Source organism: Paenarthrobacter sp. NPDC090520 (assembly GCF_044769205.1).
In the GTDB taxonomy this organism is placed as follows: domain Bacteria; phylum Actinomycetota; class Actinomycetes; order Actinomycetales; family Micrococcaceae; genus Arthrobacter.
Window position 1 is genome coordinate 198,971 of sequence record NZ_JBIVXM010000004.1, and the last position, 20,654, is coordinate 219,624.

The window sequence follows — 20,654 nt, forward strand, 5'->3', positions numbered from 1 at the left end:
GTGCCCTCCAAAGCCGAGCACCGCCGTCGTGGTGTACCGCCACGACCAACTTTGACGCCGACAGCCGAAGACACGCCGCAAAACCGAGCCCCTCAAAGCCCCGGCCCACCCAAAGCAGGTCGCAGCGGCACCCACGGAAGCCACCAAAGCCAGGTGCCTCCGCCCTGTGCCCTCCAAAGCCGAGCACCGCCGTCGTCGTGTGCCGCCACGACCAACTTTGACGCCGACAGCCGAATACACGCCGCAAAACCGGGCCCCTCAAAGCCCCCGCCCACCCAAAGCGGGTCGCAGCGGCACAGACGGAAGCCACCGAAACTGAGCACCGCCGTCGTGATGTGCCTCGAAAGCCGAGCACCGCCGTCGTCGTGTGCCGCCACGACCAACTTTGACGCCGACAGCCGAAGACACGCCGCAAAACCGAGCCCCGCAACCCACCGGCCCACCCAAAGCGGGTCGCGACGGCACACGACACCAACAAAAAAGCAGGCCACCAACCCCGGAGGGTCAGAGGCCTGCCTCAACGCAGAAGAAAGGCTAGCTGCTCCGGTCCACCACGGCGTGGGCGAAGTTGGTCAGGGAGGACTTCACGACACCCTCCGGCAGCGGGGCCAGGGCGGCAACGGCCTCGGCAGACCACTCGCGGGCGATCTTCCAGGACTCGGCGGTGACGGGGTGTTCGCGGAGGCCGGCGACAGCCTCAGCCAAGGCAGCGTCGGAAGACAGGTCGCCATCCACCAGTTCAAGCAAAGCGACGGCCGAGGCATCCCCAGCGGCAGCGTCACGGCGGAGCAGCAGCACGGGAAGGGTGGGCACACCTTCGCGAAGGTCGGTACCCGGGGACTTGCCGGACTTGACCTTCACGCCGGTGACATCGATGACGTCGTCAGCCAATTGGAAGGCAACGCCAACCTTTTCGCCGTATTCAACCAGGACGTCCTCATACTCAGGAGCAGCACCGGCGAAAATCGCTCCGAGCTGGCCCGAAGCCGCAACCAAGGACCCCGTCTTGTCCGCGATGACGGAGAGGTAGTGGTCCACGGCGTCCTCGTCCTCGCGGGGACCAACGGTCTCGTGGAGCTGGCCGAGGCACAGGCGTTCGAAGGTCCGGGCCTGGATGCCAAGTGCGCGGGAACCGAGCTCGGACACCAGGATGGAGGCGCGGGCAAAGATGAGGTCGCCGGTGAGGATCGCGACGGAGTTGCCCCATACTTCGTGGGCCGTCGGGGCTCCCCGGCGGAAGGGCGCGGAGTCCATGACGTCGTCGTGGTACAGCGTGGCCAGGTGCGTCAGTTCAACCACGACGGCGGCCTGGACAACCTCGGGACGGGAAGCATCGCCAAGGTGGGCGCACAGCAGGGTCAGCAAGGGACGGATGCGCTTGCCGCCGGCCTCCACCAGGTGGCGCGACGTTGCGTCAGCCAGCGGATCCGAGTTGGAGATGGCCTCGCGAAGCTTTTTCTCCACGCGGGCAAGGTTGGTGGTGATGGCGGGGCCGAGCTCGGCGTCGCCTGCGATGGCGGCAAAGCCGGCGGGCAGCTGGAGGCCCGTTGCGATCGCGGTGGTGTTGGGGGCGGGCTCGTTGGAGTCCGGCAGGCCGTGCCCGGCATGGGTCCAGCTGTGTTCGGCAGAGTTCGTCACGGGTTAACCCTAACTAGTTGGTGCGGAAACCGCGGTGTCGGACCCTGCCGCTGCAAACGGGCGGGTGGAGGAAGTGTTGGACGTGGGTGGAACGAGCATTTCCAGGACCCGGATCACCCGGTCTTCGAAGCCCTTCGCCGAGGAGTCCGTGAGGTTGGCCAGCAGCCGGACCACAAAGCGCATCAGCACGGGAATGGGCATGCCGGTCCGCAGGGCGAGTTTCATCACGGCGGGTTTGCCGATCAGGAAAGCAAAGGCCCGTCCGAGCGTGAAATGCGAACCCCACTGGTCCCGCACATAGTCCGCGTACCGCGAAAGGTGCACATCGGCGTCGTGCGTGTTCCATCCGGCAGAGGCAGTACGGGAGGAAGCATCGATCAGGAACTCCGCCGCAAACCGTGCCGACTCCATGGCGTAGGAGATGCCCTCGCCGTTGAACGGGGACACCATGCCGCCGGCGTCGCCCAGCAAGAGCAGCCCGGGCGAGTAGTGCGGGGTGCGGTTGAAGCCCATGGGCAGCGCGGCGCCACGGATCTCCCCCACCTGGTTCTCCGGGGTGAACCCCCATTCGGACGGCATCGCGGCGGTCCACTCACGAAGGACCTGCTTGTAGTCGAGCTTGCCGAATTCCTTGGAGGAGTTCAGGATGCCGAGGCCCACGTTGGACGTGCCGTCGCCCACGCCGAACACCCAACCGTAGCCGGGCAACGGCTTGCCGGATTTGCCGGGCAGCTCCAGCCAGCCTTCCATCCAGTCGTCGTTGTGCCGGGGCGAGGTGAAGTAGGTGCGCACGGCCACACCGAGGGGCCGGTCGTCGCGCTTATGCATTCCCAGCGAGACTGCGGTCCGCGTGGAGTTGCCGTCCGCGGCGAGCACGACGTCGGCAAGGAAGTCGCACGTTTCCCCCGTCTTGCGTCCGGACTCGTCAAGGATCGCGGCGCGCGCGCCGATGACGCGGCCGTCGTCGTCCTGCAGTGCGGTGGTGACGCTGTGGCGTTCAAGCACGACGGCGCCTGCCGCCTCCGCGTGCCGGGCGAGGGATTCGTCGAAGCCGAGGCGGGTTCGAATGAGTCCGTACGTGGGAAAGTCGGAGACCTCGGGCCAGGGCAGCTCGATGGTGCGGCCACCGGCGATCAACCGGAGGCCCTTGTTCCGGCGCCACCCGTCCTCAACGGAGTGCGGCAACCCAAGCTTCTGGATCTCCCGGACAGCCCTTGGAGTGAGCCCGTCCCCGCACACTTTTTCGCGCGGGAAAGAGGTCTTTTCCAGGACCGTAACGTCGATGCCAGCCTGGGCCAGGTAATACGCGGCGGTGGACCCTGCGGGGCCCGCGCCAACTATCAGTACTTTCACGGTGTCCTAAGTCAGCCTGACTGTGCGCCCGTCCGGCGCGGTTTGATCTGGCGGCGCAGCTTGGCCACGGGAACGCTTTCACGGTGTTCGGCGGGCTTCTGCGCACGGTGCACTGCGACGATTCCGCCACTGAGGTTGCGGTAAGTGATGTCCGTCCATCCTGCGTCGGCAAGCCACTGGGCCAGGTGGTCCTGGTCCGGCCAGGCGCGGATGGATTCGGCGAGGTAGACGTAGGCGTCCGGGTTGGAGGAAACCTTGGTGGCGATGGCCGGCAGGGCACGCATGAGGTACTCGGTGTACATGGTGCGCCACAGCGGAACCACCGGCTGGGAGAACTCGGCAATGACCAGGCGGCCACCCGGCTTTGTCACGCGGAGCATCTCTTGGAGGGCCTTGCGGGGTTCGACGACGTTGCGCAGGCCGAAGGAGATGGTGGAGGCATCAAAGCTGTTGTCCGCGAACGGGAGATTGGTGGCGTCACCGGCAATGAAGTCGATGTCCGGGCGGCGGCGCTTGCCAACCTTGAGCATCCCCAGGGAGAAATCGCAGGCCACAACATCCACACCGGCGTCGGCGTAGGGCTCGCTGGAAGTACCGGTTCCTGCAGCCAGGTCCAGCACGCGCTGCCCGGCCTTCACGTCCATGGCATCCACCACGATCCGGCGCCACCGCCGCGTCTGCCCCATGGAGAGGACGTCGTTGACAACATCGTATTTAGGGGCGACATCGTCAAACATCGTCGCAACTTCGTCCGGACGCTTTTCCAAGGATGCTCGGTTCACCCGTCAATTGTCTCAGACAAACAGCCAAGTTTGCTGCGCTGTAGAAGAAGGGGCGGGTTCTGCCTGCGCCCGGGAGTACTGTTGTTCCATCATGACCAGCACGCTCCGCACTTTGACAGTCCCCCTCGATGTCGATTCATCCTCCGGGGGGCTGCCGTCGTTTCTGGTGCGGGACGACGTTCTGTGCTGGTCCCGCCGCGAGGCTGGCCTGGTGGGATACGGGGAGCTGACCCGCTTCAGTACCACCGGTCCGGAGCGTTTCCTCGAGGCCGATATCTGGTGGCGGCACCTCATTCTTGAGGCCGAAATCACCGACCATGTTGAGCTGCCGGGGACGGGGCCGGTGGCGTTCGGCTCCTTCGCTTTTTCCAAGACCTCGCCGCATGTTTCACGCCTGATCCTGCCGGAACTCGTGGTCGGCATCCGCGACGGCCGCGCCTGGGCCACCCAGCTGACGTTCGACGACGGCCCCCTCACCGAGGCGACTGTACTGGCCACCGTGGAGCGCTGGCTCTCCGGCACCTACGGTGACGAACCCGCCGTCGTAACTTCCGACGTCGGGCACTCACCCGAGGTTGATGCGCTCAACGGTTCGCGTGGCTCGCTTGGGCACGGGTCGCTTACCGAAGCAGCGTGGATGGAAGCGGTGACCAACGGTGTGGAGGAAATCCGCGCCGGCAAGCTGGAGAAGCTGGTGCTGGCGCGCGACGTCGTTGCCACCCTTCCAGCAGGGGTCAACGCCGCGGAGGTGCTTCGCCAACTCGCGGCACGGTACCGGGAATGCTGGACGTACGGCGTGGACGGTTTGGTGGGCGCCACCCCGGAGATGCTGATCCAGGTGGAGGGCCGCACAGCCCAGGCCCGCGTGCTGGCCGGGACCCTCGACCGCAGGGACGCCGAGGGCATCGACGGCTCCCCCATGGAATACGCCGAACGCGTGCTGGCCGGGTCGGAGAAGCAGCGGCACGAACACGAGATCGCCATCGATTCCCTGACCCGGCAGCTGGCCCCGTTCTCCGAAGCGATGAACTCGCACAGCGAACCCTTCATCCTGGAACTGCCGAACGTGTGGCATCTGGCCTCGGACGTGAAGGCCGAACTGGCGGACATCGAAGGCCATGTGCCTACGTGCCTCGCTTTGATCAACGCCCTCCACCCCACCGCAGCCGTGTGCGGAACACCCACCTTGGTTGCCGGCGCACTGATCAGGAAACTGGAACATCTGGACCGAGGACCTTACGCAGGTCCGGTCGGCTGGCTGGACGCGGCAGGCAACGGCGAGTGGGGCATCGCCCTGCGCGGAGCCGTGATCGAGGACGCCAACACCGTGCGCCTGTATGCGGGCTGCGGCATCGTTGAAGGCTCACAGCCCGAAGCTGAATTGGCCGAAACCTGGGCCAAGTTCCGTCCGATGCTCGAAGCCCTCGGCATCCGCCGCTGAATCTGGGATTCCAGACCGGGACTCTCCAACCCCCCTTGCATATTCGCTAAACTGGTTATCCAATAGTGAAACTTAGTTTCCTGTGATGCACATCTCACGTTCGGTACTACACTAAAGACCGACTCAGTCCAGCATCCACTGCAACAAAAGGTAAAAATATGCAGATCTCCCGTTCGGTTCTGTCCGGTACCAAGATGGCCGCCGTGCTCGCAGCAGGTGCTTTGGCCCTGACCGCATGCGGTGGTTCCTCCACTCCGGCCGCCTCAGGTTCGGGCCCCCAGCTCATCAACACCGGCAAGCTGACCGTTTGCTCGGACATCCCCTACGAGCCTTTCGAGTTCCAGAAGGATGGCAAGAACGTCGGCTTCGACATGGACATCGCGGCCGAAGTTGCCAAGGACCTCAAAGCCGAACTCAACGTGGTGGACAGCTCCTTCGAGGCTATCGAAACCCGCACGGCCCTCACTGGCTGCGACGTTTCCATCTCCTCCATCTCCATCACCGATGTCCGCAAGAACGTCATGGACTTCTCCAGCCCCTACATGGATGACGACCTGACCCTGGTGGCCTCCACCGCTTCCGGCATCAGCAACCTTGACGGCGCCAAGGGCAAGAAGGTGGGCGTGCAGCAGGCCACAACCGGCGCCCAGTACGCCAAGGACAAGGGAATCGACGCCCAGCAGTTCGAGGACTCCGGTCTCCTGGTCCAGGCCCTCAAGGCCGGCACCATCGACGCCGCCGTCGGCAACCAGTCCGTCCTGGGCTACGCCATCAAGGATGACTCCAAGATCAAGCGCATCGAGGACTACGCAACCGGCGAGAAGCTTGGCATTGCCATCAAGAAGGGCAACACCGCCATGGCCGACTCCGTGAACGCCACCCTGAAGCGCCTCACGGACGACGGAACGCTGGCAAAGTTCAAGACCACCTGGTTCGGCGAAGCCGCAAAGTAAGGCAACCGTCTCCCGATATCCACGCAAGCGGGGCCCCGTAACTCTCTGTTAAGCAGTCGGTTCGGGGCCCCCGCTGCGCAACATGATTGTGAGAACACCATGGCAATGACTGCACGTCAACGAGCCAGAGTCAGTCTTTACGTCCAGGCCGGAATCTTCGTTGTGGCTGTGGCCGCAGTGATCATCGCCGTGGACTGGAAGACCATTGGCAACAGCGTCTTCAACTTCGCCAAGATCGGCCCCATGTTCCCGGGAATCTTCCTGGTTGGCCTCAAGAACACCCTCATCTACACTGCACTGGCATTCGTGGTGGGCCTCTCTGGCGGCCTCCTGCTCGCCCTGATGAAGCTCTCCTCCTTCCCGCTTTACCGCTGGATCGCCACCGGCTACATCGAGTTCTTCCGCGGTGTTCCGGCCCTGCTGGTCTTCATCGCCTTCGGCTACGGCGTGCCCCTGGCCTTCGGTGTGCAGTGGGACGTCAACATTGTGGTCATGGTGTCCTTGGGCATCGTCGCTTCGGCCTACATCGCCGAAACCCTCCGCGCCGGCCTCCAGGCTGTTCCCAAGGGACAGATGGAAGCCGCCCGCTCCCTCGGCATGCCGCACTGGCGGGCCATGGTCTCGATCGTGATCCCGCAGGCCTTCAAGATCGTCCTGCCTCCGCTGACCAACGAGATCATCCTGCTCACCAAGGACTCGTCCTTGATCTACGTCCTGGGCCTCACTGCGTCCCAGTACGAGCTCACCAAATTCGGCCGCGACGGCATCTCCAGCCTGGGCGCAGGCCTGACCCCGCTGCTGGTGGCCGGCGCGTTCTACCTCGTGATCACCATCCCCTTGAGCCTCCTTGCCCGGAAGTTCGAAAGCCGCTCCGCGCGGACCAAGCGATAGGACGGACAGTCATGACCAACTCCGCAACAGTCCGCGCCGCGGGCGTGGACATCAAGGACCTCCGCAAGTCGTACGGCAACAATGAGGTCCTCAAGGGCATCTCCCTGACCGTCGAGCCCGGACAGGTGGTCTGCCTGATCGGTCCTTCGGGTTCGGGCAAGTCCACGCTCCTGCGCTGCGTCAACCTGCTTGAGCAGCCAAACGCCGGCACCATCAACGTAGGCAAGTTCGAGGCCACGGACCCGGATGTCGACCTCAACCGCATGCGCCAGAGCGTGGGAATGGTGTTCCAGCACTTCAACCTGTTCCCGCACCTGAGCGTCCTGGACAACTGCACCATCTCGCAGGTCAAGGTCCTCAAGCGGTCCAAGTCCGAGGCCGCCGACGTGGCCCGACGCAATTTGGAACGCGTTGGCCTGGGGCACCTTGCCGATCGCTTCCCGGACCAGCTTTCCGGTGGCCAGCAGCAGCGCGTTGCCATCGCCCGGGCGTTGTCCATGGATCCGCAGCTGATGCTCTTCGACGAGCCCACGTCCGCGTTGGACCCCGAAACCGTGGGCGACGTCCTGGCCGTCATGCGCAAGCTGGCCCAGGAAGGCATGACCATGCTGGTGGTCACGCACGAGATGGGCTTTGCCCGCGAAGTGGCCGACCGCGTGGTGTTCATGGACGGCGGCGTTGTAGTGGAGGAAGGCGTGGCCGAGCAGGTCATCAGCGCCCCCACACAGCCGCGAACCAAGGAATTCCTGCGCCGCGTCCTGGACCCGACGCACATCGACGTCGTCGAGGACTAAATCCCCCGTTCAGCGACCATGGAGGGCGGCACCCGCAATCGGGTGCCGCCCTCCGTGTTTCTTAGCGCGCCAATTCCCGCCCGGCGCAGCCCTGCTTCCCCCGCGGCGTACCCTGCGATCGTTCCTGACGCACCCACTCCCGCCCGGCGCACCCCAGCTTCCCCCCCGGCGTACCCTGCGATCGTTCCTGACGCACCCACTCCCGCCCGGCGCACCCCTGCCTCGCCCGCGGCGCACCCTTTCGCGCCTCGCGCCCCCGAGGTTACGGGCGCGGACGGCGGAAACGGGCGCGGTCGATTCCTAGCCTGCCGTGAGGACCTTGCCCACCGCTGCGTGGATGGCTTCCTTGATCCGCGCATGGAGTCCCCGCAGGCCCGCCCGGTCCACGCGCACTTCCACAATGGTGCGTCCCTTGAGCGGTGCCTTGAGCGCTTCGGCCAGTGCCGCCGTCGTACTTACCGCGCTGTGCCCGACGCCGTACGCCGCCGCGAGTGCCGCGATGTCCACTGAGTGCGGGGTTCCGAAGAGGCGTTCGACGGCGGTGCCGTAGGCGCCTGAGTCTTCCACCACACCGTGTTCGAGGAGGCCGAAGATGGCTCCCCCGGCATCGTTGAGCACCACGATCCGCAGGTCCGGGGTGGGTTCGCCGTGGCCGAGGAGCAGACCGCCGACGTCGTGCAGGAAGGTCAGGTCACCGAGCAGAACCGTGGTTTCGCGGCCGCTGCCAAGGGCGATGCCGGTAGCCGTAGCGAGGGTGCCGTCGATGCCGGCGAGGCCGCGGTTGGCGTAAACCGTGGCAAGAGGATCGGGGTGGGGTTGCCCGGCCAGGTCTACATCGCGAATGCCGTTGGAGGAACCGAGCACCAGCTTGCCGCGGGCATGTTCCCACACCGTTGCGCCGACCGACGGTCCGTTGGCAGCGGATTCGCCGGCCAGCACGCCGTCGAGCGAGTGCTGGGCGGCGGCGCCCGCGAGGAGCCAGGAGTCGAGCCACTCGGCTGACCCACGGCCCGCGAACTCCGCTAGTTCCGGCAGGGTTTCGATCGGCGTTTCCCTGCGGCGGCCTTCGTCGTACCACGCCACGGGAACGGGCTGGTAGATCACGGACTCGATGCCTTCACGGGCCAACAGTGCGCTGACCGGACGGGACAACGTGGGACGGCCGAACAGGACAACGCGGTCAATGGGCGTCGGAGAGCCGGGGCCGAAGTGCTCGAGCAGCAACCGGTACGGGCCGATTGCATTCGGGCCAAAGCGGGCGTTCGACGAAGGTTCCGCAAGCAACGGCAAGCCCTGGGCCCGGGCGAAGGCTTCCGCTACCGGCCCGGCATCGTGGCCCGCGAGGACCACGGTGTTTCTTTCCGGAAGGTCGCTGGGTGCTGCTGGAAGATCAAGTGCCTGCGGACCGGCGTCGTAATGGAAGGGGCCATGGCCCGCGGCGGGCGGCAGGGCGTCGTCGGGTTCCGGCACCAGAGGGTCCCGGAAGGCGAGGTTCACCTGGACGGGCCCGGGCGGCGTGTCTTCCAGCGCACCGGTGGCCGCGTAAAGCGCCGTGGTGACGGCCCGCTGCGGGTTGTCCCCGGCGGCGACGTCGACGGCGAACCTCACGTGATCGCCGAAAAGGTCCAGTTGGATGGTGGTCTGGTTCGCCCCGGTGCCGTGCAGCTCCTCGGGCCGGTCGGCCGAAACAACGATCAGCGGAACCGCCGCGTGATTGGCTTCCATCACTGCCGGAAGCAGGTTCCCGACGGCGGTCCCGGACGTAGTGACGACGGCGGCTGGCGCTTCGGTTGCCAGGGCCAGGCCAAGGGCCGTGAAACCGGCATCGCGTTCGTCGATCCGGACGTGGAGGATCACCCTGCCCGTAGCCTCTGCCTCCGCCAAGGCGTAGGCCATAGGCGCCGACCGCGAACCGGGCGCCACCACCACGTGCCGCACACCGCCGTCGAGCAGGGCGGATACCGCAACCCGGGCGGCGCCAATGGATGTCAGAGAGTCCTGGGAAGTCACCGTCCCAGTCTATGGGCGCCCCTCGGCCCGAAAGCGGCCGAACGGTGAGAGAGCGATCACCGAAAACGGCCATTCGGTGAGAGAGCGTCGGAAATCACCGACGCTCTCTCACCAAACACCCCTTAAACGGAAACGCTCCTCCACCCCGGCTGGGGGCTGGAGAAGCGCCTACGCGGAACTGGCCTACTTGCGGAACACCTGGACGATCGCCGGGCGGGGCGCACGCACGGAGCCGGCAGCCGGGCGGGATCCCGCGCCGACGTAGTCCGGGAAGTACGAGTGCGGGGCCTCAAACGTGCCCTCTTCACCCGGGTGCTGGACGGCGACGAACACTGTGCGCTCCTCGTCGTGGATGATCGGGCCACAGGTTTCGGCGTCACGCGGGACGGCAAGGAACTGCTCCACCTTGCCACGCTCCGGACCTTCCAGTGTGACCTTGAAGAGACCGTCGTTGTAGCCGATGGTGGACGGGGCACCGTCGGTGGAGATCCAGAGGTTGCCCACGGAGTCGAAAGCCACATTGTCAGGGCAGGAGATCGGGGAGACCTTGTCCGCCGGGAAGCCGGAGAAATAGGTGGAGGTGTTCTTGGCGGGATCGCCGGCCACCAGCAGGAGGGTCCAGTTGAACTTGGTACCGGTCTGGCCCGGAGCCTCGGTGATCTCCACAATGTGGCCATCGCGGTTCAGGGTGCGGGGGTTGACCTCCGTGGCGCCTTCCTTGCCGGCCTTGCCACGATCGGAGTTGTTGGTGCAGGCCACGTAGACCTTGCCGGTGAGCAGGTTCGGCTGGACGTCTTCGCAGCGGTCCATCTTGGTGGGGCCAACCTTGTCCGCTGCCAGGCGGGTGTAGACCAGGACCTCGGCTACGGACATGCCCGGGACCGCGGATTGGCCGTTGACCACCAGCGGCAACCATTCGCCGGAACCGTCGAAGGCGCCGTCAGCGGGGAGCTTGCCGGTGCCATCGATCTCGGCGGCCGGGGAATCGCCGGTGAAGCGGGCAACGTACAGGTCGCCTTCGGAAAGAAGGTTCATGTTGTTCCTCCGGGCAGCGGCAGAGTCGCCAGCCTGGTACTTGCCCTTGGAGACGAACTTGTAGAGGTAGTCGAAGCGCTCGTCGTCGCCCATGTACGCCACAACGCGGCCGTTGGGAGCGACGATCACGTTGGCGCCCTCGTGCTTGAAGCGGCCCATTGCGGAGTGCTTCTTCGGGGTGGACGTGGGGTCGAACGGGTCTACCTCCACAATCCAGCCGAATCGGTTGGACTCGTTGGCGTAGCCGGAGTTGCGGGTGTCGAAGCGAGGCTCGTCGAGTTCCCATTGACGGGTGGTTGCCTTGGCGGACAGGCCGTAACGCTTGTCGCCGTCGCTGGTGCCCGGCGCGGCAAAGTAGCCGTTGAAGTTCTCTTCACCGGAGAGGATGGTGCCCCACGGGGTGGTACCGCCGGAGCAGTTGCCCAGGGTTCCCTTGATCCAACGGCCGGCGGGGTCGTCGATGGTCTTCACCAGGTTGGTGCGGGCGGCGGGACCGGTCAGCTCGTAGACGGTGTCCGTCAGGAAGCGGCGGTTAAGGGCTGCGCCCTGGACGTAGCTCCACGGCTTGTTCTTGTTCTTGCGCTCAAGCTCCACAACAGCCAGACCGTGGGCGGCACGGCCGATGGCGCGGGCCTCGGCGGCATCGAAGCCCACCGGCAGCATGATGTTCTCGTTGGTGTACTCGTGGTTGGTGAAGAGCAGCGCGCGGCGATCCTTGGAGTTCGGGATCGGCAGCATGTCCGTGTAGTCGTTGTTGTAGCCGAACTGGCGGGCCTGGGCTGCTGCGCTCTGGTTGTTCAGGTCGAAGGCCGGCGAGTCTTTGAACAGAGGGTCGCCCCAGCGGATGATCGGGTTCCAGTCGAAGCCTTCGGGAACCTTGAACGCGTCAACAGCGGAGTCAACGGGCTTGATGGCGGTGAACTTCAGCTTGGACTTGTCGAAGCCCTTCTTGGCTGCATCGGACAGGCCATTGCCGGAGTCGGCAACAGCAGAGTCAGCGCCGGTGACAGCGCCACCGAGAACGACGGCGAGCGCACCTGCGGCGCCCAGGCCCAGGGCGGCGCGGCGGGACATGGCCGTGGAGGCGATATCGCGAAAGTAGCCGTTGGAGCTGGTGTTGCAGACATCGCCTGCGCAGGCATTGTCGCACTTGAGCGCACAGGTCACCGCGCTGCGCTTGCCCTTGGTGTGGCCAAGCATGGGGAGCAGCGGGAACGTGCGTCCGGTGGTTTCAGACATGGGGGACCTTCCAGAATGGTTACGAGGTTCCCGCCGAGCCTTTCAGCGCAATTCGAAGCCGAGAGGACGCTCTGGTTACGGAACGGTGAACAAACCGCGTCAGGCAGAGGCCAGGACAGCGTGAACCCGGGCCAGCCGCTCCAACCACCAATCGCGCCGGTCAGCGGGTGCCGCATACCGCTCAAGAAGCTCCGGATCGGCCGCTGCCTCACGAAGCCGGATGGCGCCGTCGTCCGCTACCAACGGGTCCCGAGTGATGTCCGCAGCGAAGAGCGAAACAGTTCCGAGGCCACACGCGTACGGCAGGGACGGCAGCGAGGCGGCGAGCGCCAATCCGGCGCGGATTCCCACGGACGTGTCCAGGGCTGAACTGACGACGGCGGGAAGGCCGGCTTGGGCCACGATGTCCAGGGCACGCGCCACTCCCCCAAGCGGCGCGACTTTCACCACCAGGAGGTCAGCTGCGCCAGCACGGGCCACGCGAAGAGGATCGTCTTCTTTACGGACGCTCTCGTCCGCCGCGATAAGCACGGGTGTTCCGGCAGCCGAGAGCCGCCGCCGCACTTCTGCCAGTCCCTCAATGGTGGGCACGGGTTGCTCGGCGTACTCAAGTCCCACCGCAGACAGCTTGCTCAGTGCCTCGACGGCCTGCTCCACGTCCCAACCTCCGTTGGCGTCCACCCGGATGGCGGCGTCCGGCAAGGCTTCCCGAACGGCAACCACACGAGCTACGTCGTCGAACAATTCCTGGCCCCGCTCAGCGACCTTGATCTTGACCGCATCAACGCGTCCAAACCGCTCGAGCACATCGGGCACCCGATCCGCGGCGACGGCTGGGACGGTGGCGTTCACCGGAATGCTGTCCCTGAGCGGAACCGGGAATCCTTGCCAGCCCGCTTCCAAGCTGGCGGCCAACCAACGGGACGATTCGTCGTCGTCGTATTCCGGAAACGGACAGAACTCGCCCCAACCACGTGGGCCCTTCAGCAGCAGCGTTTCGCGCTGCATGATGCCGCGGAATTTGACCCGCATGGGCAACGAAACGACGTAGGCGGAGTCCTGAAGTTCTTCAAGCGAAGGGAGCATAGTGCCACTGTACCGGCGGCATTTCTGGCGCGGATGGGGCCAGCCGCGCTATGTGGAAATCTACTCCACCCAGAACTTCCTGGCTGCGCGGGCGGCGTCGGCGAACAACTCGACGGGCAGCGGCACGGAGCTCTCGGGCATTCCCAGGCCGTCCCATCTGGCCACCAGGACGGTTTCTCCGTCCAGTGGCAGCGGCCATAACCAGTACCGTGAAGTGCCCTGCAGGAATTCGTCGTTGCCGCCGGACCCGCCACCTCCCAGTGGTGTGAGGACCGGCCCCGTGACATCGCCGCCCATTCCGCCTCCCAGGCTGGGCTCCACCAGTCCAGCGAAGACCTTCCGGCCGTTCGGATATCCCACGCCCACCAACAATCCGTCCAGCCCTTGTTGGAAAGGACTGCGGGGTGTGAGTGCTTTGTCCATTGCTTCGCGCCATTCCCCTGCTGTCTGGTCTCCGCGCCGGACTGTCCAAACCAGGTCCAAAACACAACCGGTGGAGTAGACGTCAACGGATTTCAGCGCCAACGCCATGCGGTTGCTGCTGTGCACGAACCCGCTGACCGGCACCACTCCGGGCAATTCATCCGTTGGCGGCCCTACCCAGGCAGGCGGTATGGGCTGCGTATGTCGTGGACGTTCTGGCGGTACAGGAAGGTCCTCGAAGAAGGTCATGTTCCATGCATACACCGACTTCACCGCGATGGGGAGGACCGCTTGCTAAGAGAGAGGCCACAACCGCGATATCCTCTGATTCGACACTCATTCAGGGGGGACTCATGACTCAGGGCTACAGCGGTTCAACGACGCCTCCGGGCTGGTATCCGGACCCTTCCAATCCGCAGCAGATGCGTTGGTGGGACGGCGTGCAGTGGACGCCGCACCTGGCCCCCGCGCACCCTCAGTTCATGCCGCTTCAACGCGTACTGATCAGCAACCAGACGCCGGTCTACAACCCGTTCATCTGGGCGATCGTGCTCATTCCCTTGGTTTCCATCCTTCTCCTCCTGACGTGGCAGCCGGAGTTCCGCTTCATCACCACCCGCTCGGGCGCAACGACGCTCGACCCCACGTCCATCTACTCCCCCGGCTATTTCCTCCTCCAGATCTCAAGTTTCGTCATCTGGGCTGTGACCATCCTTTGCGCCTTCCTCGACTATCAACGGCTCACCAAATCAGGGGTGATCCGTCCCTTCCACTGGGCCTGGTGTTTCCTGAGCCCCTTGGTCTACGTGATTGGCCGGACCGTCATTGTCCGCAAGGTCGCCCTGGACCGCGGCCTGGCTCCCATCTGGGTCATGATCGGGACCATCGTGGTGTCGTTCATCGTGTTTGGCATCTGGATGGCGAACTTCTTCAACCAGATCTATTCGCAAATCGGCTACTCGATCAACGCCTAAGAGCGGGCACCAGCCTTCCCTCACACGCGTTAGGTAGACTGCTGCCTAGCCGCAGGAAAGGACCACCATGAACCGCAAGGCCACCGCACTCGACGTCGCAAAACGGGCAGGGGTTTCCCGAAGCGCCGTTTCGTTGGTCCTCAACGGGCGCGGTGACGGCAACGTGGCCAAGGAGAGCCAGGACCGCATCCGGTTGGCAGCGCAGGAGCTGAACTACTCCCCCAACGCCATCGCACTCAGCCTCCGGAACCAGCGCTCCCGCGTCATCGGGATCGTGTCCGACGAAGTGGTGGTCAGCCCCTTTGACGGCAACATCATCGGCGGCGCGGACGATGTTGCCCGCAGCCATGGCTTCGTCACGGTGGTGATGGATACCGAACGCGATGCCGCCCGGGATGCGAGCGCCATCGAGACGCTGCTGGACCGCCAAGTGGACGGACTCATGTACGTCACGGTAGGCCTCAAACCGCTCGATGTCCCTCCAGGCATGCAGCGTGTGCCGTCTGTGCTGGCCAATTGCTACGACAACCGTACGGAGCCGCAGATCCACCACGTCATCCCGGACGAGGTCACCGGCGGACGCGAAGCCACCGAACATTTGCTGGAGCTCGGCCACCGGGACATTGCCTTGCTGGCCGGCGCGGAAGTGGACCCGGCGGCTCCCCTGCGTGTCCAGGGCTACCGCGACGCATTCGTCGGAGCCAGCCTCGGCGTCAGGGAGGCTCTCATCACCCATGCGGGCTGGGACATCAACGACGGCTTCAACTGGGCCATGCGCCTCCTCGACGGCGTTGCCCCCGCGGAACGCCCCACGGCCATCATGTGCGCCAACGACCGCTTGGCCGTCGGCGTAGCCCTCGCCGCCGCCCGCCTGGGTTTGAGCATTCCGCGTGATCTCTCAGTCATGGGCTACGACGACGAGCACCGCATTGCCAGCACCATGGTCCCGGCCCTCACCACCATGGCGCTCCCCTTGCGCGAGATTGGCCGGGCGGCCATGTCGGCTCTGTTGGGTGCCATCGAGGGAAGCGAAAGTACGACGGCGGCGCCCACCTTGGAGACGATGGTCCCCTGCCGCCTGGTGTTGCGCGAGTCGACAGGCCCAGCACCCCGCTAAACCCACTTTGCGGGGCCTGCTCTAAGCCTCAACTCCTTGGCAGGGCCTACGCCGCCCTGGTTCCCTGGCCGAGCTTGCGGGGCCCGCTCTACGCATCAAACCTTGGCGAAGCAAATAGAGCAGGCCCCACAACGGGAGGGAATCAGCGCGGGAGGGACAGCTCCCAGACATCGGCCGTCGCGCCGGCGGGAACGTTGAGCGTCCAGGATTCACCGGGAGCAGGGTAGGCCCGCAGCGTGGTGGCCACTGAATTGGACGAGTAAACCTCCACGAGCGAGGCATCAACGAAGATCCGGAGCTCCTCCCCTGCGGCGAACTCTCCCTTATAAACCACCTGCTCTGCAATACCGGAGCCCAGGACCAGCTCAACTGTCCCGGCAGTGCCGGCCACCAGCACCTCCGCAAATGCAGGAACGGCAACCGGGCCCGAGGCATCGGATGCCACCAAGGACCCACGGTACGCGGATACTTCCGGTGCAGGGGCAACAACCAACGCCCCGTCAACCACGGACAAAAGGCGAGGATGTGTCAGCACACCCGACCACCCGGCGTCGTCGATTTCATCCTGGGTGCGGCCCCGCCGACCGTCACGGCCGGGACCTTCGTTGGCCCAGCCCCACAGCAAAGCCGCCGGCTCAGAGCCAGACGAAAGCTGGACGATTTGGGGTGCGTAGAAGTCGCGGCCCAGATCCGATTTCCCACCCGAAACGGCGGTAAACACAGGCAGCCCGGACTCGGGATCCGAGGTAAGTGAACCGATCAGATGCCCGACGCCATTGGCGTGCTCGTGGTCGTCGCCGGAGAGCCAGAGCGAGAACATCATCACCCAGGACGAACCCGAGGATGAAGGCACCTCCACCAGTTGCGGGCACTCCCAGATCTCGGCGGGCGTGTGCCCAGCGGCGACGGGGTCGGCCGACGTCAGCCAAATGCCCTGGTACTTCCAATCATCCAGCGAGTCCACGGTGTACAGCAGCAAAGCGGCCCGTCCATCAGCGAGTCCGGCACCTTGGATGGCGTAGCGGGATCCGTTGAACGTAAAGATGAAAGGATCGCGCACGGCGGTCACGGAGGAATCAGCAGGCATCGACGCAGCAACGTGCCCGTCCTGCGTCCAGGTCACCAGGTCCGAGGAGCCCCGGGCAATAACAACCTGGGAATGCCCGCCGTGGTCCTGAACACCGGAGTAGGCCGCCGTCGGAACGTCATTATCAAGGGTCACCACACCCGTCCAGCAGCCGGCAGAGTCGGGCCCGCCTGGCTGCGGTGCCAGGGCAACGGGATGCTCTTCCCAGTTCACCAGGTCAGCAGTGCTCACGTGGCCCCAGTGGATCTGGGTGTGCCGCGCAGAGGACGGGTTGTACTGGAAGAACACGTGGTACCGGCCATTGATGTAGCTGATGCCGTTGGGATCGTTGATCCAGCCTTGGGCAGGCCGCGGGTGGAAGCGCGGGAACGCGGGATCCGGGTGCGTAGCGGCCTGGGCCAGGGAGGAAACAACTGCAAGGTCCGTCATTGGAAATGCCTTTCGAAGAGAGAGGGAAACTACTTTCCCGTACCGGCGGTGAGCCCGTCCTGCAGGGCACGCTGCCCGAACATGAACACCACCAGCGCGGGAATCATGGAGAGGACAACGCCGGCCAGGACTACGGAGATGCTTCCGGTGCCGAGGTTGCCTTGGAGGGAGACCAGGCCCAGGGGCAGGGTGAAGTTCTGCTCCGAGATGGTCATGATGAGTGGCCTGAAGAACTCGTTCCAGTGGAAGTTGAACGCCAGGATGCCCACGATTGCCAGGCCGGGCATGGCCAGCGGCGCATACACGGAACGGAAGGTCCGCCAGGGCGAGGCGCCGTCGATCGCGGCCGCTTCAGCGAGCTCACCCGGGAGCCCCATGAAGTATTGCCGCATCAGGAAGGTGCCGAACGCCGTCGGGATGGCCGGGAGGATCAACGCGAGCAGCGTGTCGGAGAGTCCAACGCCGCGGATGAGCATGAACACGGGAACGATCGTCACCTGGGCCGGCACCATCATGGTGGCCAGCACGATCGAGAAGAGCGCTCCACGGCCGCGGAACTTCAGGTGCGCAAAGGCGTAACCGGCCAAAGCTGCGGTGATCATCTGGCCCACGGCGATCAGGCCGGTCACCAGGGCACTATTCACCACCAGTCCAATGATGTTGAGTTGCTTGAACACTTGGCCGTAGGAGGTGAAGTCCGGGTTCAGCGGCAGGAACGACGGCGGCAGTTTGAACGATTCCGATGGCGGTCGCAGCGAGGTGGACAACGTCCAGAGAACCGGCCCCAGGACAAAGACGGCGGCGATCAGCAGGGCCACAACCCGGGCGGCCACTGACCAGTCGCGCTTCTTCCGCGTTACTACGGGTGCCGTGGTTTTCACACGGTCAGAAATGGTGGTCATGGCGGGCCTTACTGGTAGAAGACGAATCGTTTGCTGAGCCGGAACTGCAGGGCCGTGATGGCCATGATGATGAGCGTCAGGATCACGCCGATCGCGGAGGCCTGCCCGAATTCGAGGCGTTGGAAGGCCGACTCGAAGATCACCATGACGGCGGTTCTGGTGGAGTCGCCCGGGCCGCCGCGGGTGAGCACGTAGGGCTGGTCGAACACTTGGAGTGCGTTGATGATGGCCATGACGGAGGCCACCAGCGTGGCGGGGCTCAGGAGCGGCAGCGTGACGTACCAATGCTTGCGCCATCCGGTGGCACCGTCGATCGACGCGGCCTCGTAGGTTTCCACTGGAATGGAGGCCAGGCCACCAATGAACAGCAGGAACGAGAACCCGAAGTTCTGCCACACATACACAAGAATCACGACGGCGGCAGACCCGGTTGGCGTGGTCAGCCACGGTACCGCTGGGATGCCGACCAGGGACAGCAGCCAATTCACCACGCCGAACTGCTCGTTGAAGAGGTAGCGCATGAAGATGGATACCGAGGCAGCGGACAGGATCAGCGGGAAGAAGAACGCGGAACGGAAGAACACCCTGAGCCAGGCGGGGAGCTTCTCCTGGACCATGATGGCCAGGCCCAGGGCCAGGCCGAGCTGGAGTGCCACAGCCACAATGACGAAGACGATGGTGTTCAGGAACGACACCCGGACCGTGGGATCCTGGACCACTTCGGCAAAGTTGTCGAAACCCACGAACGTCGGCGCCGAGATGATGTCCCAGCGGAGGAACGCAAGGGCCACGGACGCAACGATTGGCAACAGGGTGAAGATGCCCATGCCCACGATGGTGGGGGCCAGGAACGCCCACGGAAGCCAACGCTGTTGGACGCGGCCGCGCCTGGACGCCGGACCACCCTTGTGGGACGGAGCACGGCCGGTGCCCGCTGGGTTACGGGTGACGGTACTCATGGCTGCCTCCTCAGGGCCAGTTCGAGGTCACGCTGCATGGAGTTGAGCGCATCTTTGAGTTGGCGTTCGTCGCCGCTGACGGCAAGGGACACGTTCTTCATGAGCGCGGTTTCGACGGCGGCCTGCTGGGGAGGCGCCGGGATGGGCCCTGTGGTGGGGAACCTGTCCAGGGTGTCGTAGAAGACCTTCCAATGGCGTGGGCCGGTCCCCGCGTAGAGCTGTTCGTTCACCATGGAACGCCGCGCGGGTGTGGTGTTCGGCGTGGGGAAAACGATCTGCATTGCCTCGAGGCTGGAGCTGAACTTCACCCATTCCCAGGCGGCGTCTTTGTCCTTGGCGGTCTTCATGATCGCGTACCCGGCGGTGCCGAACTGGTGACGCTGGGTCCGCCACTTGGGGAAGAACTGCACGTCGAACGCATCCTCAGTCATCCCCGCCTCATGGAGGCCCTGCACCCAATAGCCGCCGGCCGGCGTCGTACCTATCCGGTTGGAGGCGAAGAGGCCGATCAGCGAACTGCCGCCGCCTTCCTCGGGGCGTACGCCCAGCCCGTCCTTGACCAGTCCGCGGAGGTAGTCGAAGGATTCGAAGACGCGGGGATCGTCCGCGTTGGGTTCCAGCCACTGATACCCACCGGAGCGGAGGCTGCGGGAGGGGTCGTTGGCGTAGAAGCCGTCCCACAGCCATTCGCCGCCGCCGGACTTGGTTTCCTTGAGGAAGCTGGTGTCATTCGCGTAGAGCCAGGGCACAACTCCACCGAAGAGGCGGTTGGTCCAGTAGTAGGGCGTGAAGTCCTTGGGGTTGGCCTTCTTCATCGCGGCCAGAGTGGCGCGGAAGTCCGTGTGCGTCCAGTTGTCGGCCGGCCGCTCCAGGCCTGCCTGCCGCAGAGACGTGGCGTTGTAATACATGTTGGCGGCGTTCCAGTCGATGGGGAGCTGGAACAGGCTGCCTTTGTACATGAACGCTTCCACCAGGCTCGGATGGACGTCCTGGAAGTACTCCTTCATGTCCTCCGCGTCCCGGCGGAGGTACTCGTCCAACGGATGGGCAAGTTTCTCGGCGAAGAGCTGGGCGCCCTCGGTGGCCACGTAGACCACATCCGGCGGCGTGCCTGCTGCCACCATGGTGAGGATCTTGGTGAAGAAGTCCTTCCAGTCCACGGCCTGGATGGCCTGGACCTTCACTTTGATTTCGGGGTGGACCTTGGCAAAGGCGTCCACTACCTTTTGGCGGGCTGCGGCGTCTGCGGCGGTGCCCATGATGGCGATGCTGAGGCTGTTGTCTCCCCGGCCTGGAATGTCTGTTCCGGTCAGTCGCGGCCACGACGCCGCCGTTACTCCGACGATCCCAGCACCGAGGGCTGTGAGGGCGGTTCTGCGTGTGAATTGACGCAAAGCCCCGTTGGTTCCCGGCATTGTAGATTTCCTTCCCTAACACGTGTTAGGAACACTAGACCTGTCACCTAACACGTGTCAAGCGTTACAGGAATGTTGCGTGGATCTCACTTTCGGGACTCGCGGGCACAGCGGACTCACATGAGG

Annotated in this window: 17 protein-coding genes; 6 read left to right on the forward strand and 11 right to left on the reverse strand. The window is 64.8% G+C overall.

Annotated features, from left to right (window positions below; translation table 11 throughout):
* Positions 1-534: 534 nt before the first annotated feature.
* From ACIQTZ_RS07340 to ACIQTZ_RS07350, 3 genes are read right to left on the reverse strand one after another with little or no spacing between them, the layout of a single operon-like run.
* A complete protein-coding gene (locus tag ACIQTZ_RS07340; protein WP_402944913.1) occupies positions 535-1,638 on the reverse strand; it encodes a polyprenyl synthetase family protein in 1,104 nt (367 codons plus the stop codon).
* 9 nt (positions 1,639-1,647) lie between these two features.
* Complete coding sequence (locus ACIQTZ_RS07345; RefSeq protein WP_402978936.1) at positions 1,648-2,991, reverse strand: geranylgeranyl reductase family protein; 1,344 nt, start codon at positions 2,989-2,991, stop codon at positions 1,648-1,650.
* Between the two features lie 11 nt (positions 2,992-3,002).
* Positions 3,003-3,773: a demethylmenaquinone methyltransferase gene (locus ACIQTZ_RS07350; RefSeq protein WP_402978939.1), complete on the reverse strand. Its 771-nt coding sequence runs from the start codon at positions 3,771-3,773 to the stop codon at positions 3,003-3,005.
* Between the two features lie 91 nt (positions 3,774-3,864).
* Between ACIQTZ_RS07350 and ACIQTZ_RS07355 the strand changes: the two genes are divergently transcribed.
* From ACIQTZ_RS07355 to ACIQTZ_RS07370, 4 genes are all read left to right on the forward strand, one after another.
* The gene (locus tag ACIQTZ_RS07355) at positions 3,865-5,214 is read left to right on the forward strand and encodes an isochorismate synthase MenF (RefSeq protein WP_402978942.1); all 1,350 of its coding nucleotides are present in this window, start codon (positions 3,865-3,867) and stop codon (positions 5,212-5,214) included.
* A 158-nt stretch (positions 5,215-5,372) separates the two neighbouring features.
* The gene (locus ACIQTZ_RS07360; protein ID WP_402978945.1) at positions 5,373-6,167 is read left to right on the forward strand and encodes an ABC transporter substrate-binding protein; all 795 of its coding nucleotides are present in this window, start codon (positions 5,373-5,375) and stop codon (positions 6,165-6,167) included.
* Between the two features lie 99 nt (positions 6,168-6,266).
* On the forward strand, positions 6,267-7,058 hold the full coding sequence (locus tag ACIQTZ_RS07365) for an amino acid ABC transporter permease (RefSeq protein ID WP_397324438.1): 792 nt from the start codon (positions 6,267-6,269) through the stop codon (positions 7,056-7,058).
* A gap of 11 nt (positions 7,059-7,069) precedes the next feature.
* Positions 7,070-7,852 (forward strand): amino acid ABC transporter ATP-binding protein, encoded by a 783-nt coding sequence (locus ACIQTZ_RS07370; RefSeq protein ID WP_402978948.1) that lies wholly within the window; start codon positions 7,070-7,072, stop codon positions 7,850-7,852.
* A gap of 300 nt (positions 7,853-8,152) precedes the next feature.
* Here the strand turns inward: ACIQTZ_RS07370 and menD are convergent, their stop codons facing one another.
* The 4 genes from menD to ACIQTZ_RS07390 form a co-directional block, all read right to left on the reverse strand.
* Positions 8,153-9,862 carry a 2-succinyl-5-enolpyruvyl-6-hydroxy-3-cyclohexene-1-carboxylic-acid synthase gene (gene menD / locus ACIQTZ_RS07375; protein ID WP_402978951.1) on the reverse strand — a complete coding sequence of 570 codons (1,710 nt, stop codon included), beginning with the start codon at positions 9,860-9,862 and terminating at the stop codon, positions 8,153-8,155.
* A 183-nt stretch (positions 9,863-10,045) separates the two neighbouring features.
* Positions 10,046-12,136: a PhoX family protein gene (locus tag ACIQTZ_RS07380; protein ID WP_402978954.1), complete on the reverse strand. Its 2,091-nt coding sequence runs from the start codon at positions 12,134-12,136 to the stop codon at positions 10,046-10,048.
* A gap of 99 nt (positions 12,137-12,235) precedes the next feature.
* Positions 12,236-13,222, reverse strand: coding sequence for an o-succinylbenzoate synthase (locus tag ACIQTZ_RS07385; RefSeq protein WP_402978957.1), 987 nt, complete (start codon positions 13,220-13,222; stop codon positions 12,236-12,238).
* 60 nt (positions 13,223-13,282) lie between these two features.
* Positions 13,283-13,894 (reverse strand): hypothetical protein, encoded by a 612-nt coding sequence (locus tag ACIQTZ_RS07390; RefSeq protein WP_402978960.1) that lies wholly within the window; start codon positions 13,892-13,894, stop codon positions 13,283-13,285.
* 104 nt (positions 13,895-13,998) lie between these two features.
* Between ACIQTZ_RS07390 and ACIQTZ_RS07395 the strand changes: the two genes are divergently transcribed.
* Both ACIQTZ_RS07395 and ACIQTZ_RS07400 read left to right on the forward strand, forming a co-directional pair.
* The gene (locus tag ACIQTZ_RS07395) at positions 13,999-14,619 is read left to right on the forward strand and encodes a DUF2510 domain-containing protein (RefSeq protein WP_400328703.1); all 621 of its coding nucleotides are present in this window, start codon (positions 13,999-14,001) and stop codon (positions 14,617-14,619) included.
* A gap of 67 nt (positions 14,620-14,686) precedes the next feature.
* Positions 14,687-15,736, forward strand: coding sequence for a LacI family DNA-binding transcriptional regulator (locus tag ACIQTZ_RS07400; protein ID WP_402978963.1), 1,050 nt, complete (start codon positions 14,687-14,689; stop codon positions 15,734-15,736).
* Positions 15,737-15,878: 142 nt separating this feature from the next.
* On the opposite strand, the gene ACIQTZ_RS07405 is transcribed toward ACIQTZ_RS07400, so the two are convergent.
* From ACIQTZ_RS07405 to ACIQTZ_RS07420, 4 genes are read right to left on the reverse strand one after another with little or no spacing between them, the layout of a single operon-like run.
* Positions 15,879-17,252, reverse strand: coding sequence for a glycoside hydrolase family 32 protein (locus ACIQTZ_RS07405; protein WP_402978966.1), 1,374 nt, complete (start codon positions 17,250-17,252; stop codon positions 15,879-15,881).
* Positions 17,253-17,281: 29 nt separating this feature from the next.
* The gene (locus tag ACIQTZ_RS07410; RefSeq protein WP_400328691.1) at positions 17,282-18,154 is read right to left on the reverse strand and encodes a carbohydrate ABC transporter permease; all 873 of its coding nucleotides are present in this window, start codon (positions 18,152-18,154) and stop codon (positions 17,282-17,284) included.
* An 8-nt stretch (positions 18,155-18,162) separates the two neighbouring features.
* Complete coding sequence (locus tag ACIQTZ_RS07415; RefSeq protein WP_402978969.1) at positions 18,163-19,113, reverse strand: carbohydrate ABC transporter permease; 951 nt, start codon at positions 19,111-19,113, stop codon at positions 18,163-18,165.
* The gene (locus ACIQTZ_RS07420; RefSeq protein ID WP_402978972.1) at positions 19,110-20,528 is read right to left on the reverse strand and encodes an extracellular solute-binding protein; all 1,419 of its coding nucleotides are present in this window, start codon (positions 20,526-20,528) and stop codon (positions 19,110-19,112) included. Before ACIQTZ_RS07420 ends, ACIQTZ_RS07415 begins: the two co-directional genes overlap by 4 nt.
* Positions 20,529-20,654: the final 126 nt, after the last annotated feature.

Bases quoted from the DNA above. Each gene is read 5' to 3' on its own strand.
- ACIQTZ_RS07355 (WP_402978942.1), top strand. From the start codon at position 3,865: ATGACCAGCACGCTCCGCACTTTGACAGTCCCCCTCGATGTCGATTCA.
- ACIQTZ_RS07360 (WP_402978945.1), top strand. From the start codon at position 5,373: ATGCAGATCTCCCGTTCGGTTCTGTCCGGTACCAAGATGGCCGCCGTG.
- ACIQTZ_RS07365 (WP_397324438.1), top strand. From the start codon at position 6,267: ATGGCAATGACTGCACGTCAACGAGCCAGAGTCAGTCTTTACGTCCAG.
- ACIQTZ_RS07370 (WP_402978948.1), top strand. From the start codon at position 7,070: ATGACCAACTCCGCAACAGTCCGCGCCGCGGGCGTGGACATCAAGGAC.
- ACIQTZ_RS07380 (WP_402978954.1), bottom strand. From the start codon at position 12,136: ATGTCTGAAACCACCGGACGCACGTTCCCGCTGCTCCCCATGCTTGGC.
- ACIQTZ_RS07385 (WP_402978957.1), bottom strand. From the start codon at position 13,222: ATGCTCCCTTCGCTTGAAGAACTTCAGGACTCCGCCTACGTCGTTTCG.
- ACIQTZ_RS07390 (WP_402978960.1), bottom strand. From the start codon at position 13,894: ATGACCTTCTTCGAGGACCTTCCTGTACCGCCAGAACGTCCACGACAT.
- ACIQTZ_RS07395 (WP_400328703.1), top strand. From the start codon at position 13,999: ATGACTCAGGGCTACAGCGGTTCAACGACGCCTCCGGGCTGGTATCCG.
- ACIQTZ_RS07400 (WP_402978963.1), top strand. From the start codon at position 14,687: ATGAACCGCAAGGCCACCGCACTCGACGTCGCAAAACGGGCAGGGGTT.
- ACIQTZ_RS07405 (WP_402978966.1), bottom strand. From the start codon at position 17,252: ATGACGGACCTTGCAGTTGTTTCCTCCCTGGCCCAGGCCGCTACGCAC.
- ACIQTZ_RS07410 (WP_400328691.1), bottom strand. From the start codon at position 18,154: ATGACCACCATTTCTGACCGTGTGAAAACCACGGCACCCGTAGTAACG.
- ACIQTZ_RS07415 (WP_402978969.1), bottom strand. From the start codon at position 19,113: ATGAGTACCGTCACCCGTAACCCAGCGGGCACCGGCCGTGCTCCGTCC.
- ACIQTZ_RS07420 (WP_402978972.1), bottom strand. From the start codon at position 20,528: ATGCCGGGAACCAACGGGGCTTTGCGTCAATTCACACGCAGAACCGCC.